This is a genomic window from Xenorhabdus anantnagensis, assembly GCF_028598555.1.
GTDB lineage: Bacteria > Pseudomonadota > Gammaproteobacteria > Enterobacterales > Enterobacteriaceae > Xenorhabdus > Xenorhabdus anantnagensis.
The window spans coordinates 1-17,189 of record NZ_JAQRFN010000021.1; the positions used below are offsets into that span (position 1 = coordinate 1).

At 43.3% G+C, this 17,189-nt stretch carries 15 protein-coding genes and 2 pseudogenes; 6 read left to right on the plus strand and 11 right to left on the minus strand.

Going from position 1 to position 17,189, the window contains the following annotated elements:
* Positions 1-94: 94 nt before the first annotated feature.
* From polA to PSI14_RS14625, 4 genes are all read right to left on the minus strand, one after another.
* Complete coding sequence (polA, locus tag PSI14_RS14610; RefSeq protein WP_273576572.1) at positions 95-2,929, minus strand: DNA polymerase I; 2,835 nt, start codon at positions 2,927-2,929, stop codon at positions 95-97.
* Positions 2,930-3,336: 407 nt separating this feature from the next.
* Positions 3,337-3,960, minus strand: coding sequence for a thiol:disulfide interchange protein DsbA (dsbA, locus tag PSI14_RS14615; RefSeq protein ID WP_273576573.1), 624 nt, complete (start codon positions 3,958-3,960; stop codon positions 3,337-3,339).
* A gap of 17 nt (positions 3,961-3,977) precedes the next feature.
* Entirely contained in the window at positions 3,978-4,967 is a 990-nt protein-coding gene (locus PSI14_RS14620) for a serine/threonine protein kinase (protein WP_273576574.1), read from the minus strand.
* Positions 4,968-4,985: 18 nt separating this feature from the next.
* Positions 4,986-5,255 (minus strand): YihD family protein, encoded by a 270-nt coding sequence (locus PSI14_RS14625; RefSeq protein ID WP_273555646.1) that lies wholly within the window; start codon positions 5,253-5,255, stop codon positions 4,986-4,988.
* Between the two features lie 180 nt (positions 5,256-5,435).
* On the opposite strand from PSI14_RS14625, the gene mobA reads away from it, so the two are divergent.
* The 4 genes from mobA to PSI14_RS14645 all read left to right on the plus strand — a co-directional run bounded on the left by mobA (position 5,436) and on the right by PSI14_RS14645 (position 9,860).
* The gene (mobA, locus tag PSI14_RS14630) at positions 5,436-6,038 is read left to right on the plus strand and encodes a molybdenum cofactor guanylyltransferase MobA (protein ID WP_273576575.1); all 603 of its coding nucleotides are present in this window, start codon (positions 5,436-5,438) and stop codon (positions 6,036-6,038) included.
* Positions 6,035-6,607, plus strand: a complete 573-nt coding sequence (mobB, locus tag PSI14_RS14635) for a molybdopterin-guanine dinucleotide biosynthesis protein MobB (RefSeq protein WP_273576576.1) — start codon at positions 6,035-6,037, stop codon at positions 6,605-6,607. Before mobA ends, mobB begins: the two co-directional genes overlap by 4 nt.
* Positions 6,608-6,708: 101 nt before the next feature.
* The gene (locus PSI14_RS14640; protein WP_273576577.1) at positions 6,709-8,094 is read left to right on the plus strand and encodes a pyridoxal phosphate-dependent decarboxylase family protein; all 1,386 of its coding nucleotides are present in this window, start codon (positions 6,709-6,711) and stop codon (positions 8,092-8,094) included.
* A gap of 362 nt (positions 8,095-8,456) precedes the next feature.
* Positions 8,457-9,860, plus strand: coding sequence for an alpha/beta fold hydrolase (locus PSI14_RS14645; protein WP_273576578.1), 1,404 nt, complete (start codon positions 8,457-8,459; stop codon positions 9,858-9,860).
* Between the two features lie 213 nt (positions 9,861-10,073).
* On the opposite strand, the gene lsrG is transcribed toward PSI14_RS14645, so the two are convergent.
* From lsrG to PSI14_RS14670, 5 genes and pseudogenes are all read right to left on the minus strand, one after another.
* Positions 10,074-10,373 (minus strand): (4S)-4-hydroxy-5-phosphonooxypentane-2,3-dione isomerase, encoded by a 300-nt coding sequence (gene lsrG, locus PSI14_RS14650; RefSeq protein ID WP_273576579.1) that lies wholly within the window; start codon positions 10,371-10,373, stop codon positions 10,074-10,076.
* A gap of 1 nt (position 10,374) precedes the next feature.
* A complete protein-coding gene (gene lsrF, locus PSI14_RS14655; RefSeq protein WP_273576620.1) occupies positions 10,375-11,259 on the minus strand; it encodes a 3-hydroxy-5-phosphonooxypentane-2,4-dione thiolase in 885 nt (294 codons plus the stop codon).
* 66 nt (positions 11,260-11,325) lie between these two features.
* Complete coding sequence (gene lsrB, locus PSI14_RS14660; RefSeq protein ID WP_273576580.1) at positions 11,326-12,345, minus strand: autoinducer 2 ABC transporter substrate-binding protein LsrB; 1,020 nt, start codon at positions 12,343-12,345, stop codon at positions 11,326-11,328.
* Positions 12,346-12,465: 120 nt separating this feature from the next.
* A pseudogene (locus PSI14_RS14665) lies at positions 12,466-12,576 on the minus strand (autoinducer 2 import system permease LsrD); the annotation flags it as partial.
* Positions 12,524-12,742, minus strand: coding sequence for a hypothetical protein (locus tag PSI14_RS14670; protein ID WP_273576628.1), 219 nt, complete (start codon positions 12,740-12,742; stop codon positions 12,524-12,526). The gene PSI14_RS14670 and the pseudogene PSI14_RS14665, both read right to left, overlap by 53 nt.
* Before the next feature lie 292 nt (positions 12,743-13,034).
* Here PSI14_RS14670 and lsrR point away from each other — a divergent pair, with 292 nt between their 5' ends.
* Together lsrR and lsrK are read left to right on the plus strand one after the other, a co-directional pair.
* Positions 13,035-14,000, plus strand: a complete 966-nt coding sequence (gene lsrR, locus PSI14_RS14675; protein ID WP_273576581.1) for a transcriptional regulator LsrR — start codon at positions 13,035-13,037, stop codon at positions 13,998-14,000.
* A 69-nt stretch (positions 14,001-14,069) separates the two neighbouring features.
* Positions 14,070-15,662 carry an autoinducer-2 kinase gene (gene lsrK / locus PSI14_RS14680; protein WP_273576582.1) on the plus strand — a complete coding sequence of 531 codons (1,593 nt, stop codon included), beginning with the start codon at positions 14,070-14,072 and terminating at the stop codon, positions 15,660-15,662.
* Between the two features lie 129 nt (positions 15,663-15,791).
* On the opposite strand, the pseudogene PSI14_RS14685 reads toward lsrK, so the two are convergent.
* Together PSI14_RS14685 and PSI14_RS14690 are read right to left on the minus strand one after the other, a co-directional pair.
* A pseudogene (locus PSI14_RS14685) lies at positions 15,792-16,079 on the minus strand (acyl-CoA thioesterase); the annotation flags it as partial.
* Entirely contained in the window at positions 16,079-16,951 is an 873-nt protein-coding gene (locus PSI14_RS14690) for a hypothetical protein (protein WP_273576583.1), read from the minus strand. The pseudogene PSI14_RS14685 and the gene PSI14_RS14690, both read right to left, overlap by 1 nt.
* Positions 16,952-17,189 lie beyond the last annotated feature (238 nt).

Sequence of the window (17,189 nt, forward strand, 5' to 3'; positions counted from 1 at the left end):
AAAAGAACCGCATTTCTGCGGCTCTTTTTCAGCTTCTAAAATGAAGGTTCTAAGATGAAGGTTCTAAGATAAAAATTCTAAGACAAAAGGCATATCAATGTGCCTGATCCCAGTTATCGCCAACCCCAACATCCACTTTTAACGGCACATCAAGCAGCATACTTTGTTCCATCAACTCCCGGATTTTCTGCTCTGCTGTCTCCAACTCTGATTCATGTACTTCAAATACCAGTTCATCGTGAACCTGCATGATCATGCGCACATTTGGCTGTTCACTGACAATCCAGTCATCTACCGCAATCATTGCCAATTTGATGATATCCGCTGCCGTACCTTGCATCGGTGCATTGATGGCTTCACGTTCTGATGCCTTGCGACGCATGGCATTACGCGATTTGATATCCGGCAGGTACAACCGACGGCCTTCCAGTGTTTCGACAAATCCATGATCAGCCGCTTGCTGGCGTGTGCGTTCCATATAAGCCAATACACCCGGATAACGCTCAAAATAGAGATCCATATAACGTTGTGCTTCGCCACGCGGAATGCCTAACTGACGGGATAAACCAAACGCACTCATGCCATAAATCAAGCCAAAGTTAATTGCCTTAGCACTGCGGCGCTGCTCGCTGGTCACTTGTTCCAGTGGTAAACCAAACACTTCCGCAGCCGTTGCACGGTGGATGTCTTTGCCTTGTGCAAATGCCGTCAGTAGCCCTTTGTCCTGTGATAAATGAGCCATAATGCGCAGTTCAATCTGTGAATAGTCCGCCGCCATAATTCGGTAGCCTTCCGGCGCAATAAATGCCTGACGAATACGTCGTCCTTCCTCATTGCGGACAGGAATGTTTTGCAGATTAGGATCGCGGGAAGAAAGGCGCCCCGTCGCAGTTACCGCCTGATGATAAGAAGTATGGACACGATTAGTCAGTGGATTCACCATCTGAGGCAGTTTATCAGTATAGGTGGATTTCAGTTTTGCCAGACCACGATGCTCCAAAATCACTCTTGGCAATTCATGGTTCTCCGCCAATTCTTCCAACACTTCTTCATTCGTTGATGGTGCGCCATTCGGCGTCTTTTTCAGTACAGGCAAGTTCATTTTTTCAAATAGAATGACTTGTAGCTGTTTTGGTGAAGCCAGATTGAATTCTTCCCCCGCCAGCTCATGAGCCGCTTTTTCCAGCTCATCCAAACGGGCAGTGATTTCCCTTGAATGTTCTGCCAGCGTTTTAGCGTTGATCAATACTCCTGTTCTTTCCATGCGGGACAGCACCGGCACCAGCGGCATTTCGATCTTCTGGAAAACTTTTTTCAGGGTTGGGACGCTTTCTAACTGAGGATACATAGCCTGATGCAGTCTCAGAGTCACATCCGCATCTTCTGCTGCATATTTTGAGGCTTCCTCTAATGAGATTTGATTGAAGGTAAGTTGTTTTTTGCCCTTGCCCGCAATTTCTTCAAATGTCGTGGTTTTATGGCCCAAGTGACGATCAGCAAGGCTATCCATGTCATGCCGTCCTCCGACACTGTTCAAAACATACGATTCCAGCATGGTATCAAAAACAATGCCATCCAAAGCAATGTCATAACGCGCCAGAACACCACGATCAAACTTCAGGTTTTGACCAATCTTGGGCAAATTTGCATCTTCCAGCAGCGGCTTTAATGCGGCGAGAACTTCATGTAGATCCAATTGCTGTGGCGCATCCAGATAATCGTGCCCCAATGGTAGATAAGCGGCTTCAACTTCTGATTTTCCCGCTTCTGATTTTCCCGCTTCCGATTTCCCCGCTTCTGATTCCCCTACCACAATGGCAAAAGACATCCCCACCAGATTGGCTGTTAGGGTATCCAGGCCGTCGGTTTCAGTATCAAAAGAGAATGCCGGGGCCTGTTTCAGCTTTTCAATCCATTCATCAAGGGATTGACGTTCAAGGATGGTTTGATAACTTTCCGGCGATATTTTGACAGCAGTTGGTGATGCTGCTATCGGTTCTGGCTTGCCTGATTCTACAGGTTTCTGTCCGTTCTTTTCCAACCAGCTGCCATTTTGTACATCACTGATCCAACGTTTGAACTCATAATGACTGAATAGCACCAGCAATTCATCCGCATCCGGTGGCATCACGGAAAGCGCCAGACAGGTCGTATCCAGCTCAACGTCGGTTTTGATGGTCGCCAATTGGTAGGAAAGAAAAGCCACCTCTTTATGCTGCTCCATTTTGTCGCCCAATGTTTTGGCTCCACGGAAACCGAGTGTGGCAATTTCATCAAGTCGGGTATAGATCTCATTCAATCCACCGATACCCTGCAATAGCCCCTGAGCTGTTTTTGCACCCACTCCCGGCACACCCGGAATATTATCGGAAGAATCTCCCATTAAGGCGAGAAAATCGATAATCAGTTCAGGAGGAATCCCATATTTTTCGGTAACCTCTTCCGGCCCCAAAATGGTGTTGGTCATAGTGTTAATCAATGTGATATTTGGCGTCACCAATTGCGCCATATCTTTATCACCTGTGCTGATCAGAACCGAACGGCCTTCTTTTTCAGCCTGCAAGGCCAATGTACCGATAACATCGTCAGCCTCAACGCCCGGAACAACCAAAATTGGCAACCCCATTGCCTTGACCATCTTGTGCAACGGCTCAATCTGCGAACGCAAATCATCCGGCATTGGCGGTCGATGGGATTTATATTCAGCAAATAGTTCATCACGGAAAGTTTTGCCCTTGGCATCAAACACGACCGCCACATGACTCGGTTTGTACTGCATGATTAAACTTCGCAGCATGTTCAGCACGCCATACATGGCGCCCGTCGGTTCTCCTGAACTGTTTGTCAGTGGAGGAAACGCATGGTATGCACGATAAAGGTATGAAGAACCATCAACCAAAATCAGGGGATTGTCTGCTATCTGTGCCATAAAATTTTCTTCGTCGTTCTGTGGGATGAATAAAGAATAGAATGCCATACTGCGTCGCTATAGACGAATTTTGCGGTAATTTTCTCGTACTGACGTGCATGTTATGACAAATATTTTGATGAATGCGCTGTGGATAACTTTGTGCACAAAAAATGGCACATAAAACAGATTTATGTTTATAACCATAAAGAGTAAATAACAAGAGGTTAAAATCAATGAATTACGCGTAAAATTAAAGAACGATTACAACCGCTTTAAAATCACTGAGTTGTGGATATTACCGAAGTTTATGTTATGAAATGTGTCTTTTGGCAAGTATTGTGCCAACCTTATCATGGTTAGCACAATACCTATGTTATTTTATATTAATACTAGCGTATTATTTTCTTACGCTACTATCTTGTGACTTATTTTTTGTTCACCAGATAGTTAACTACCTCAGAGAATTTCTGACCATAATCCAGAGTGGAACTGGAGTCGATGCCGGCATTGTTAATCAAATATTTACCCTTAACAAAGACAGCCGGAACACCTCTCAAGCTAAGCTCTTTAGCCGCCTGACGCTCTTTGTTTGCTACAGATTTTACAATAAAGCTGTTCAATGCTGCATCATACTCTTCACCCGATACACCAGCTTTGATGAAAGCATTACGGATGTCTTCCTTACTCTTGATAGTTTGATTTTTTTGAATCCCCTCAAACAAAATTGGTGTGACTTTATCCTCAACTTTCATGACAATAGCGACGGCCCAAGCATCAGTCAATTCTTTACCCAAAGGCCCCAGAAAATCAACGTGATAACGTTCATTCGTCACACCTGCTGGCAAGTTTTTCTTAATAGTTGAACGAACATGGTAAATGTTTTCAAACTGATAGCAGTGAGGGCAATAAAAAGAGAAAAACTCTAACACCTGTGGCTGATTCGCAACCGGATTTCTTAACTCAGTATACTGCTTGCCCTCAGAAAAACCGGAAGCGGATGCATTAAATACCATGAACGCTCCTACCAGAACTAACCAAAATTTTTTCATCGTAGTCTCCAAAAAAATTAATACATCGGATTGAGTTGTAAAGGTGGTTCCTGCAACAACCGGACTTGTTCAGAAAAAAGACCCACTTGCTTATGCCAAAAATCACTCTCAGCCATCCACGGAAACGCTTTTGGAAAAGCGGGATCTTGCCAGCGACGAGCAACCCAAGCTAAATAATAGATCATTCGCATAGCACGCAGAGGTTCTATTAATGCCAATGCCTTGGGATCAAATTCCATAAACTGACTATATGACTCCAGTAAAATATCCAACTGGATCAGTCGCTCTTGCCGTGAGCCATTGAGCAACATCCACAAATCCTGAACAGCAGGGCCATTACGGGCATCATCAAGATCTACAAACCATGCTTCATCGCGCCACAAGATATTGCCAGCATGACAATCCCCATGCAGCCGCAATACTTGCCAGTTATCGTGCCATTGGCTTGCTACTGCCTGATTTAATCCATCCAGCGCAGCCAAAAATCCCTGTTTATGTTTAGCGGGGATTAGCTCACATTCAGCCAAATATTGATACGGCTGATATAAATATTCATTCAAATTAAGCGTAGGACGCGCAGAAAATGTTTTTTTCACTCCAATTTGATGCATTCTTCCCAACAATCGACCAACATCCTCCAATTGGTCAAAATTGTCTAATTCGTACTGGCGACCTCCCACACTGGGGAAAATGGCAAAAAAGAAACCGCCGTGATTCAGTACGGTCTTTCCGTCAAACGCCAATGGAGCCGCGATTGGCAAATCGGCTTGCTGCAATTCATGCGCAAGATCATGTTCCTCTTGAATTTGCTGTTGGCTCCAACGCAAGGGACGATAAAATTTCACAACATAGCGTTTGCGGTTCTCATCCATGAACTGATATACACGATTCTCATAGCTATTCAGTTCGGTCAAACCAGAATCAAGATACAAGCCAGACTGCACCAACGCATCCATAATTAAATCTGGCGTAATATTCTGAAAATTAAAAGCCTTCGGTTCCGTCACAACACAGTTCTCTCTTCATCAATCTTTAATAATGCCCCGGGCACGCAGTAACGCAGTCTTAAAATCTTCTTCATAATCTTTTTTCAATCCGGGGATTTCTGCATGGCTATCCGTACCACGCATTTTCAGATGATAAATAAGAATATCATCCGTTAATTCAGACAACTGCCCTTTGAATCCCGCTTCATCAGCCAGTTTTTGCAAAAGCTCCACCAAATTTAGATCCGACTCATTCTTCCATACTGGATGTAAAAGTTCGATAACTTCATTGAGGCGGTGATACTTCATTTTTAGTTCCTTATAAATGGCTATACAAATTAGCAAGGTTAATGGTTCTGAGAAAGCATTGGTCTGTCAATCAGTGTAAAGTTATACTGCCACTTCAAAGCAGCATGGTTAGATATTGATTTACAACGGTTATATACCCAAACATTAAATATTTCATTGCCCAATATCAGGTGATTTAACATGACGCATCCAAAAATCAGTGGCGCAATTCTGGCTGGAGGGCTATCCACCCGTATGGGCGGAAATGACAAAGGATTGTTGCAGTTCGATGGCTTACCCCTATACCAACACATCGCCACAAAGTTGCAGCCACAGGTTCATGAGTTGTTGATTAACGCCAATCGCAATCTGGGGATTTATCAGCAAAGTGGCTATCCAATCATACCGGATATTATTACCGATTTTTCTGGGCCATTAGCTGGAATGTTGGCAGTTTTAAAGAAAGCCCTTAATGAATGGGTGGTATTTGTTCCATGCGATGTCCCCGACTTCCCTGAAGACCTTGTAGCAAAACTGTGGCACTACAAGCAAAACGCTTGGGCCGCTTATGCACATGACTGCGAGCGCGCACATCCTACCTTGGCATTAATGCACCGCAGCCTGATACCGCGTCTGGAAAGCTACCTCGCATTGGGGGATCGGAAGCTGATGTTCTTTATGCAGATGATTAAGGCAAAAGCGGTCTATTTCCCTACCCCTAACGCTTTCACCAATTTAAATACACCTGAAGAGCACCGTAACTGGGAATGCCAACATTGGGAACTCCTTCAGGAGTCAGCATGAATCTCAATACCAGTGACACTACACTGCCCATTCTGGGGATCACTGCTTATAGTGGAACCGGAAAAACGACGCTATTAAAGCAGGTCATTCCATTATTGCGCCAACAACACATCCGAGTTGGGTTGATTAAGCATACTCACCATAATATGGATGTCGATAAACCGGGCAAAGATAGCTATGAACTGCGTAAAGCGGGCGCGACTCAAACGTTGGTCGCCAGCCAGCAACGTTGGGCATTGATGACTGAGACTCCAGATTTGCCAGAACTCAATCTTTACTACCTCGCCAGTCGATTTGATGCCAATTCACTGGATATGATTCTGGTGGAAGGATTCAAACAAGAACCGATCCCAAAAATCGCGTTGTATCGAGATAGCCTAAGCCGAAATGACATAAACCGAAATAACATAACCCCTGATTTTGATGAAATCCTAGATCCTTATGTACTCGCCATTGCCAGTGACATCCCACTGGAGACATCACTTCCACAGCTCGATATCAATCAACCAGAACAGATCACAGCCTTTATTGCTGAATGGTTGTCTTCACAAAAAACCAGAAAGTATTAAGGATGATAGGCAGTTAACCAAGCACAAAAGAAAAAATAAGCAGAAACAATCATCTATGGATGGTATGAAAAATAAAACAACGATAACGGGAAAACAACGCCATGAAAGATCCGATTCGCGATGCTTCGCTGTCTGCGGTTAAAATCGCCAACGAAATCGCATACAGCTATGTCAGTGAAGTTCGAAACCAACGGGTATTTCCCGATGCTGATGCGTTATCAGGCCTGCAACATTTCGATAAGCCATTACCTACAACAGGAACTGACAGCCAACAAGTGCTCGAACAACTCCATGCATATGGTTCACCAGCTACTGTAGCAACAACTGGCGGCCGATATTTCGGCTTGGTTGTCGGTGGCTCAACCCCTGCCGCTCTGGGGGCAAACATCATAACCAGTGCCTGGGATCAAATCGCACTGATGGAATCCTCTTCCCCTATAGCCAATCAATTAGAAAAGATCGCCGGACGTTGGGTATTGGAACTACTGAATTTACCCTCAGAGGCATTCGTCGGTTTTGTGACTGGTACAACGATGGCGCATGTCAGTGCCTTAGCTGCTGCACGGCATTACTTGTATCAGAAACAAGGCTATGACCTTGCGGAACAAGGTTTACACAATGCCCCTGAATTGAAAGTTGTGCTCTCCGAAGAAGCCCATATTTCCGTTTTGAAAGCGCTCAGACTACTCGGCTTTGGTCGTTCACAATTTATTTTTGTGCCATGTGATCAGCAAGGACAAATTATAGAGAGTGCGGTTCCCGACTTTGCAGACAATATGATTCTGGTATTACAGGCTGGTAATGTTAACTCTGGCAGCTCAGATAACTTTCACGCCCTGATCCCCAAAGCCAAAAAAGCGGGTTGTTGGGTACATGTGGATGGTGCCTTTGGACTCTGGGCGCGGGCATCGAAGGAAAAATCCGCTTTAGTCAAAGGCGTTGAAGCTGCTGATTCTTGGGCCGTGGATGCTCATAAATGGCTTAATACCCCGTACGATTGTGGCATGTGTATTGTGCGTAATAAGCAAATGCAAAGAGAAGTCATGACAACCTCTGCTGCCTATGTAGAGACGCAAGATATGTGGCAGGCAAAAGACATGCTGCCAGAGTTCTCCCGCAGAGCGAGAGCAGTTGAAGTCTGGGCGGCAATTGCAGAGCTTGGCTCACAGGGAATCGAGGCACTAGTTAATCGTTGCTGTTTATACACAAAAATATTGGCAGAAGGGCTGGAATCACTCGGTTTTACCATTCTCAATAACATCGTGCTTAATCAAATCGTAGCTTGCTTACCTGATATCCATTTGCAGCGCGCAATGTTACACAAAGTGCAGCAATCCGGTGAATGCTGGTTTGGACAAACAACGTGGCAAGGGCAAGAAGCCATTCGTCTCAGCGTCAGCTCTTGGGCGACTACGGAAGACGATATTCAGCGCAGTTTGAAAGCAATCTCTGCTACCATTGACGAGATTAAACAGCAGGCTATTTGAAATTTGCTTTTTCTGCCTCATACACTAAAGCAATAATTCTTGGAAAGGATTCGGTTAAAAATCCAAACGCCCTGATAGTCGTATCAAGGGCGTAAATCATATACATATAAACAAACACTCATATAATCCACAACCATATAAAATTAAAAATAAAAAAACAATGAACAAAATAAAAAAACAAAAAAATATTATCAAATACATCTACTTTTCAATATAGAAAATGAAACCAGAAATAACTAATCGTTATTGCAACTCAAGTAAAAACTCCTTAAGTTAGCTACGTTCTTTATTTTAGATAACTTAATAAAAAATATTAATGAATTTTAAAGCTACTTTAACTTTTACCTAATAAGGATTTGAGCATGAGAATCTTAACAGCAATTATTTTTATATTATTGACAAGCATATCATTTATATCCAAGGCAGATACTGCATCTTGGAAAAAATGCCCTTCAACTTGGGAGCTAGATCCTGAAGATAAGAAGAGTATGCAATGTACATATGTAAAATCCTCGATAGACCATAATAATGCAAAAGAAAATCATTTCGTAAAATTAGCAGTAGCGAAACTCCCAGCGATCGCAAGTAAAAAAGGCACCATAATCCTGATATCTGGTGGTCCCGGTCAGATGGGCTTACCTCTGTCTATTGATGAATCCCCTATAACGAAAGACCTGAGAAAATATTTTGATATTGTCACTTATGATCCCAGAGGGATCGGCGAATCTATACCCAAAATAAAATGCAATACTCAAAAATCCACAGATAAAAATGAAGAAATCACTTCAAAAAAATGGCTATCTTCCTGTATCAAGAACAGCGGGGCGGCATTAATAAATAATATGTCTACGTATAATGCTGTAGATGATCTGGAAGAAATAAGGAAAGCCTTGAATGAAGATAAAATAACAATAGTTGCATACTCCTATGGAACAGCTGTTGCTCAGCTTTATGCGTTAAAATACCCGAAACACATCAGTAGTATCGTTAATGATGGTATTGTTGACTTAACAGAAGATCATGAATCTATGCTATTAAATCAAAGTAGAGGATTTAACTTAGCCTTTGAAAAATTTTCTGTTTACTGTGCAAAGAGAAAATCATGCCCATTCTATCACTCACCAGAAAAGCCCCTCGATATATATAAAGAAATTTTAGAAAAAGCAAATAAAAATAAAATAAAAGACAAAGCAGGAAAAATCATTACCAATGACAATATAAATGAATTTACTCTCGATAGCCTGCTTTGGGAATCACAGTGGGGTAATCTGATATCTTTTTTAGATAAAGCTTACAATGGAAAAACAAATCAGATAGACAAGGGATCATTATCGATTTTTGGTGATTCAAGTAATGATGAACTTAATATTATAGATTGTTCTGATTATGGAAAATTGGATCCTTCCAAGATTGAATTACTTCTGGAAGATACTTTTGCCTCATCTGCCGACTTTTTTAAAGAGAAAAAAGAGAAGTGTAGTTCCTTTCCTATTAAAAAACCGCTTATGCCAGCGTTAATCCCTGACCATAAAAACATGCCAAAATTACTTTTTGTGGCTCAAACGGGTGATCCAACAACACCCTATAGCAATGCAACAAGAATGTCTGCTATTTTCAGAAGTCCATTGATAACCAAAATTGGCAATGGTCATACATTTGTCCTGAATGGTGATGACGATTGTGTAGATAAAAAAGTTGTAAAATTCATACTGAATCCGAATTTACCTATATCTGACTCCTATTGTTTACCTACCCATAATTATTGAAGCAGATACATGAAACACCGGTTAACCGCCATCTGAAAGACTATTCCAGTCAGGGAAAATAGAAACCTGAAATGGCGGTTCCGAATTCTGTTTGATATCACTCTTCAAGAATAAGCTCCAATTACCCTCTGCCCTTACTGTTACTCAAGATAAACAGAGGGTAATAATGACAAGTGAAATATCACCTGCCATTTATTCTGATATACTTTTGCCTTACTTACCTTCCGGCATCAAACCAATAAACGTGGTCTTTTTCCGTGGCTCAGTCATCAATGCTTCCAGTTTTTCAACACAACGCAAGTAATGGGGGGTTTTCTTATGCGCCGCAACAGCCTCTTCATCGTTATAGGCTTCATAGATATAGAAGCGAGTCGGGATATTCTCATCACGCAGTACATCAAACCGTAAATTGCCCGGCTCTTTGACAGAGCCAAGGTGATTATCCCGAAATACTTCGATAAATTCGTCTATCTTGTCAGCTTTAACATTAATCTCAACTAATGTGACGTGCATATTATTCTCCCTTGGCTTTTTCACTCAGGAAAAACTCATAAGCCTGAGCAGGTTTCTCATTGTGATGTACCACTGCCTGCACCGCTTTCAGCATTGCAACAGGCGCTTCCGATTGGAAGATATTGCGCCCCATATCCACACCAGACGCTCCCTGATCAATCGCCTGATAGCACATATTCAGTGCATCCAGCTCCGGTAATTTCTTACCGCCCGCAATCACAATCGGCACTGGACAACCCGCCGCAATCCGCTCAAAACCGCTATCAACATAATAGGTTTTGATGATATTAGCTCCCATTTCGGCTGCAATTCGCGTCGCCAGCGAGAAATAACGTTGGTCACGAGCCATATCTTTACCGACACCCGTGACTGCCATCGTTGGCATCCCATAACGCGTTCCCTGATCCACCAGCTTGATAATGTTCTTGATGGATTGGTGTTCGTGTTCTGAACCGATATAAACCTGTGCCGCCACCGCACAGACGTTAAGACGAAGTGCATCTTCCATCGCCACCGCAACCGCTTCATTGGATAGCTCAGTCAGAATTGAATTGGCACCAGACGCGCGTAAGACCACAGGTTTATTGGTTGCAGGCGGAACCTGACTGCGCAGAATTCCACGGGTACACATCAGTACATCGGTATGTTCAAACAACGGGGCGATATTAATATCAATACGTTCCAAACCCGTCGTTGGCCCCTGAAAATAACCGTGGTCAAATGCCAGCATCACCGTTTTATTGGTAGCGGGATTGAAAATTCGAGACAAACGGGACTGCATACCCCAATCCAGCGCACCACAGCCTTTCAGTTCAAACAGCGTGTTCTTTTGCGGTGTATCAATGCCAAAATCTTTACCGTCTTTGATATCATCTAAATCTGCCATTTCTTCCTCCAGAAAGGTGTCAGAGTCAGGCTGCATGTCAGCCCCATGAATCAGAAATCGTCTTAATTAGAAATCGTACTGATTGATATTGTCTTTGGTGAAGATCACCCGCTCCGGCATAACGACGATACCATTGCCTTTCGCTTCATAACGGTATCCCTGCACGCTGTTAGGTGAAATTTCAACATTGCCAACATCAGGAATATTCAATTTATCTCCCACATTCAAATCGCCTTTTTGCAATATCTCATTGGCAACATGAATAGCTATTTTTCCCTGCTTGACCACATCCCACAGAGCGAACTGTTTGACCGTACCATTTTCAACATAAGGGCGCATTACATTTGGGGTGCTGAACCCAACGATCGCAACATCCTGCCGCTTCAGGTTTTCTGCTGCCTGAGCTGCCGCTGGCAAAGCGTTGGCATCAGGAGCAATAATCGCATCCAAATCCTCCCATGCTTTCAAAATGCCTTCCGCTGTCTGTAAAGATTTAGTGGCATCGTTATATCCAAGCCGCGTAGTGACAATTTCCCAGTCAGGATATTCCGCGGTGATCTTTATCTTGGCTTCTTTTACCCACTGGTTCTGATCTGCCACCGTCGGGCTAGAATAAAAAAATGCTACCTTCGCTTTTTCTTTTTTTACCTGATTAGCGACCATATCCACCAGAAGCCCTCCCAACTGTTTTGATGTTCCTTGGGTGATATAGATAGAGCGGCATTCTGGTGATGTATCTGAATCCCACGTCAATACTTTGACACCACGCTTCATTGCGCGTTTCAAGGCAGGGCACAAACCATTCGTTGACACCGCTGATACCACAACCGCGTTATAACCTTGATTGACGAATTTATTGATAAGCTGAACCTGCTCCACCATGCTTGATTCTGTCGGGCCATCGTAAGTAACTTCAACTCCCAGTGCCTTGCCAGCCTCCACCGCACCTTGGCCGCTACTGGTAAAAAAACCAACACCGACCAATTTAGGTATAAATGCAATCTTCTCTGCCGCCTGAGCCCAAGAGGCATTCGCCATACTTAATGCGGCAACCAAAGCTAGCTTTTTTATCGTTGGTGCTTTCATACTTATCTCCGTCTATTCTTGTCTCAATATCATGTGTCAGGAGTGTCTTTTACGTTTCAAAAATATGTTGCTATGAAACAGAACCCTACCAGTGTTGCTACCAACCACAAATTTAGGAACGATACTGATAAAATTACTGACACTGAACAACAATATATTAATATCCAGTATCCATAGATTAACCATGCCAAACAGTAGTATTTCCGCCACCAAGAGCACCGTTCCAGCCATAACGTTGCTGATATAAATCCAGCTTAACGACTCTGCTCAAGCACCTACCCAGTACCAACCTCACCAGTAAGACAAGGCTGATTAGTACATTGTCAGTAAAATTCACCGTCAGTTTCAGGAAAAACGGATTATCTGCATTAGTGATGGTATTACCATGTAACATCATTGTAATTTATGGAATTCCGAGCTTTCGTTTCTGACACTAATACAACTAAATATGAACATTTATTTATTAAAAATATTTTTGTTCAAAACTCTAATTCATAATTTGAAAATATTGCAGTATTTCGATCACATTCTGTGGAAAAGTTAAAATTATATTAAAATATGTTCAAATTTTTACAAAAAGACTCTGGCACATCAGGAACTTTCGTGCTTATTCTTTCTTTGTGGATAAAGATAAAGAAGGTGTTATGTCGGCCAAATCAACCAAGAAACAATTAGTATCAGAGAGAAATATGTCAACTGAAGAAAATGACTATTCAAGTCACAACTATCCAGGAAACAGCATGAGTGAAGAAGAACTAATGGCCCGAATTGCCTGGTTTTACTATCACGATGGTCTGACGCAAGGGGACATCGGTGAATTGCTTGGCCTCAGTCGCCTCAAAGTCTCCCGTCTGTTAGAGAAAGGGCGGCAGTCTGGCGTGATCCGCGTTCAGATCAATTCACGCTATGAAGGGTGTTTGGAATTGGAAGATGCCTTGCAAAAACGCTTTAATCTCAAACAGGTTCGCGTGTTACCTACCCTTGATGGCATGAATCTGAATGCCCGTCTCGGTATCGGAGCCGCTCACCTGTTGATGGCGCTGATTGAGCCTTATCAGTTATTAGCGATTGGATTTGGTGAAACGCCCATGTGCACTTTACAGCACCTGAGCGGTTTTATCTCATCCCAGCAAATTCGACTGGTGACACTATCGGGAGGTGTTGGCTCTTACATGACTGGCATAGGTCAACTTGATGCGGCCTGTCCTGTCAGCATCATTCCTGCACCACTGCGAGCTTCCACACATCAAGTCGCGGCAACATTCCGCGAAGAACGCAGTGTACGGGACGTGATTTTGGCTGCCTGTGCAGCCGATACTGCCATTGTCGGTATTGGCGCTATCAAACAAAAGCAAAACGCAACGATCATGCGTTCCGGCTATATCAGTGATGGCGAACAACTGATGTTTGGTCGCAAAGGTGCTGTCGGAGACATTCTTGGTTACTTCTTTAATACAGAAGGTGAACTGGTCAGTGATATTGATATTCATAAGGAACTGATCGGTATCTCCTTGCCAGAAATGAAAACCATCCCGAATGTGATTGGTGTAGCGGGAGGCATCGAAAAAGCGGACGCTATTGTTGCTGCACTGAAAGGAGGCTACATCAATTCACTGGTGACAGAAGAACAAACCGCAAGAGCTATGCTGATTTGATCGACTAATAATCTCTATCCACCCCCTGTGCCATATCGAATAATGATAACGACAGACGAGGGTAGCATCATGAATCAACGCGCCCATGTTCACCCATCAAGAAAGTATCTGATGGCGCTCGATGCAGGAACTGGCAGTATCCGTGCAGTTATATTTGATCTCGAAGGGAATCAAGTTTCCGTTGGACAAACTGAGTGGGTACACCAACCTGCACCGAATGTTGCGGGTTCGATGGAATTTGATCTAAAAAACAACTGGCAACTGGCCTGCCAATGTATTCGGCAGGCGCTGCAAAAAGCGGAACTACCTGCCAACGCGATTCAAGGCGTTGCCGCCTGTTCAATGCGGGAAGGCATTGTCCTTTATAATCGCGGTGGCGATCCTATCTGGGCGTGTGCCAACGTAGATGCCCGCTCCAGTCATGAAGTCAGCGAGCTGAAAGAGCTTTACAACAATACCTTTGAGTATGACGTCTACCGCTATTCCGGCCAAACATTGGCATTAGGGGCAATGCCACGCCTGCTTTGGCTGGCGCATCACCGTCCTGATATCTATCGGCAAGCCAGCACCTTAACCATGATCAGCGATTGGCTGGCATATATGTTAAGTGGCGAGCTTGCTGTCGATCCTTCTAACGCGGGCACAACAGGCATGCTGGATTTAGTCAGCCGCAATTGGCGCCCCAACCTGTTGGAAATGGCCGGACTGCGCTCCGATATCCTCTCCCCCGTCAAAGAAACAGGAACCTTGCTCGGCTATATCACGGAACAAGCAGCAGCAGAATGTGGCCTAAGCAGCGGCACACCCGTGATTATGGGCGGTGGAGACGTTCAACTCGGCTGTCTCGGCATCGGTGTCGTCAAACCCGCCCAAACCGCAGTACTCGGCGGAACATTCTGGCAGCAAGTTGTTAACCTGCCGGAACCGATCACGGATCCAAACATGAATATCCGTATCAACCCGCATGTTATTCCCGGCATGGCACAGGCTGAATCCATCAGTTTCTTTACCGGCCTCACCATGCGTTGGTTCCGTGATGCTTTCTGCGCAGAAGAAAAATTGCTGGCGGAACGATTGGGCGTTGATACTTACAATCTGCTGGAAGATATGGCAGCGCGGGTTCCTGCCGGAGCACATGGTATCATGCCGATTTTCTCCGATGTCATGCGTTTTAAATCGTGGTATCACGCAGCTCCGTCATTCCTCAACCTCTCGATTGATCCAGAAAAATGCAACAAGGCAACGCTATTTCGCGCATTGGAAGAGAACGCAGCTATTGTCTCAGCGTGTAACCTCGATATGGTTTCGTCATTCTCTGGCGTTCAACCTGATTCACTGGTCTTTGCAGGAGGCGGCTCAAAAGGCAAACTCTGGAGCCAAATTTTGTCTGACGTTACCGGGCTGCCAGTACGAGTACCCGTGGTTAAAGAAGCAACTGCCCTGGGTTGTGCGATTGCCGCAGGTGTTGGCGTTGGGTTATATGACTCACTGCCCGCCACAGGAGAAAAATTGGTGCGTTGGGAGCGAGAATACCAGCCAAATTTAAGCCACCGCGGGGTTTATCAAAAAGCGAAGAAAGATTGGCAAGCGGTATATGCAGACCAATTGCATCTGGTGGATGATGGGCTGACGACTTCATTGTGGAAAGCGCCGGGATTGTGATTCCCCATTTACAAGTAAAACAGAGCAAGTGTGGTGGCTTGCTCTATTATGATAAAGACATATTACTGACCAGACATTAGCTAAACATTCTACATCCTTGCATAGCTACGTTCTTCTGTTTGCAAGCAATCAATCAACAATAGCATTCATAACAATTTCAGGCACTGTTGGACGCCCATTCACTAAACAAGTCGCCACGAACGTTGCATCAGCGTATACAACACCATCGACCAAAATTTGTTGCTCGAAATTAACCCGATTACGCTTTTCGTTCTTGGTAACCTTACAGGTGACTTCCATTTTATTTCCTTGTTGGAGGCTTTTTCTAAAACGCAGACTATATTCAAGAATGATATGCATGCGGCCAGCTTTGAATTCCTCTTCCAAGTCTAAGCCTAACGCCTCTTTCATAAATGCTACATTCCTGAATGTGATTGAACTTCCCCTTTAATTGCATGCTCTACAACTGCAGATAAGTGATTTTCTGAAAAAGTTACATTAGAGTTGCAACTAAATGGGCCATCAGGATTTTTCGCTATAGTATAGGCATATTTTTTATTATTCCTGATACCAATTGGTGCATCTTCACCATATGCAATATATGGTATGGTTTGGCAGTTATATATCCCTCCAAAATTCTCCAGAAAGTTAGCAGGGCCGGACGGACTTATTCCCTTCACATTCGCAAAAGTCATAATACCAAGAACAGTCTTCTTATTCGTTACAAGGTTTTGAATAGAAAATTCAAAACGTTCTACCCCTACTGATAAATTCTTTTGATGAATATTTTTCACACTAATTCGATATGTTGTTCCATCAGACATGTCAGTTTGAGCAAGCTTGCTATCATCATTTATTAGGCATTGTATTAACCAACCTGTTCTAGATTCAGGACCTCCATGCTCCGTATGACAACTTGATTCAGAACTAGCTGAGTACGATATTAATCTATCTGAGCGGTTATACCAGACAGTCGCTATTGCTAAAGTTCGGCGATTATTATCATTGCCACCATTAGATTGAGGGCCAATATATCCAGTAAGTTTTGATTCTGATGTATCTGAATTGATTGCAAAGGTATGTGCGTAATACATAAAAGATAGAGGTCCTGGATTTTTAATCATCCGGAAGAAAAAATTCAACTCGTCAAGTTGAGAAGGTATATTTGGTGGTGGGTTAAATGAAAGATATCCCCCCATTGCTGCTACTTTGTTGATACTCAATATCGTAAAAGAGAGAGTCAGGATACAAAAAAAATTAAGTAATTTAAGTAGTAATGTATGTTTCATCGTTGGTTACTCCATTAATGATATTACAGGTCTGAGCTGATGGGCATATCCAACACCCTTTAATTTAACAAAAAACCAACATTTTATAAACAAGTTTTGTTCTTTATATTTGGATTACAAGTGAAATAGAATTATTCTTTTGTTTTTAGTTTAATTTTCAATATATTAATTACCCAACAATGGAGCTTTTTTAATATTCATAAATGCAAAAAAGGTCAAAGCACTAAAGCACCTGACC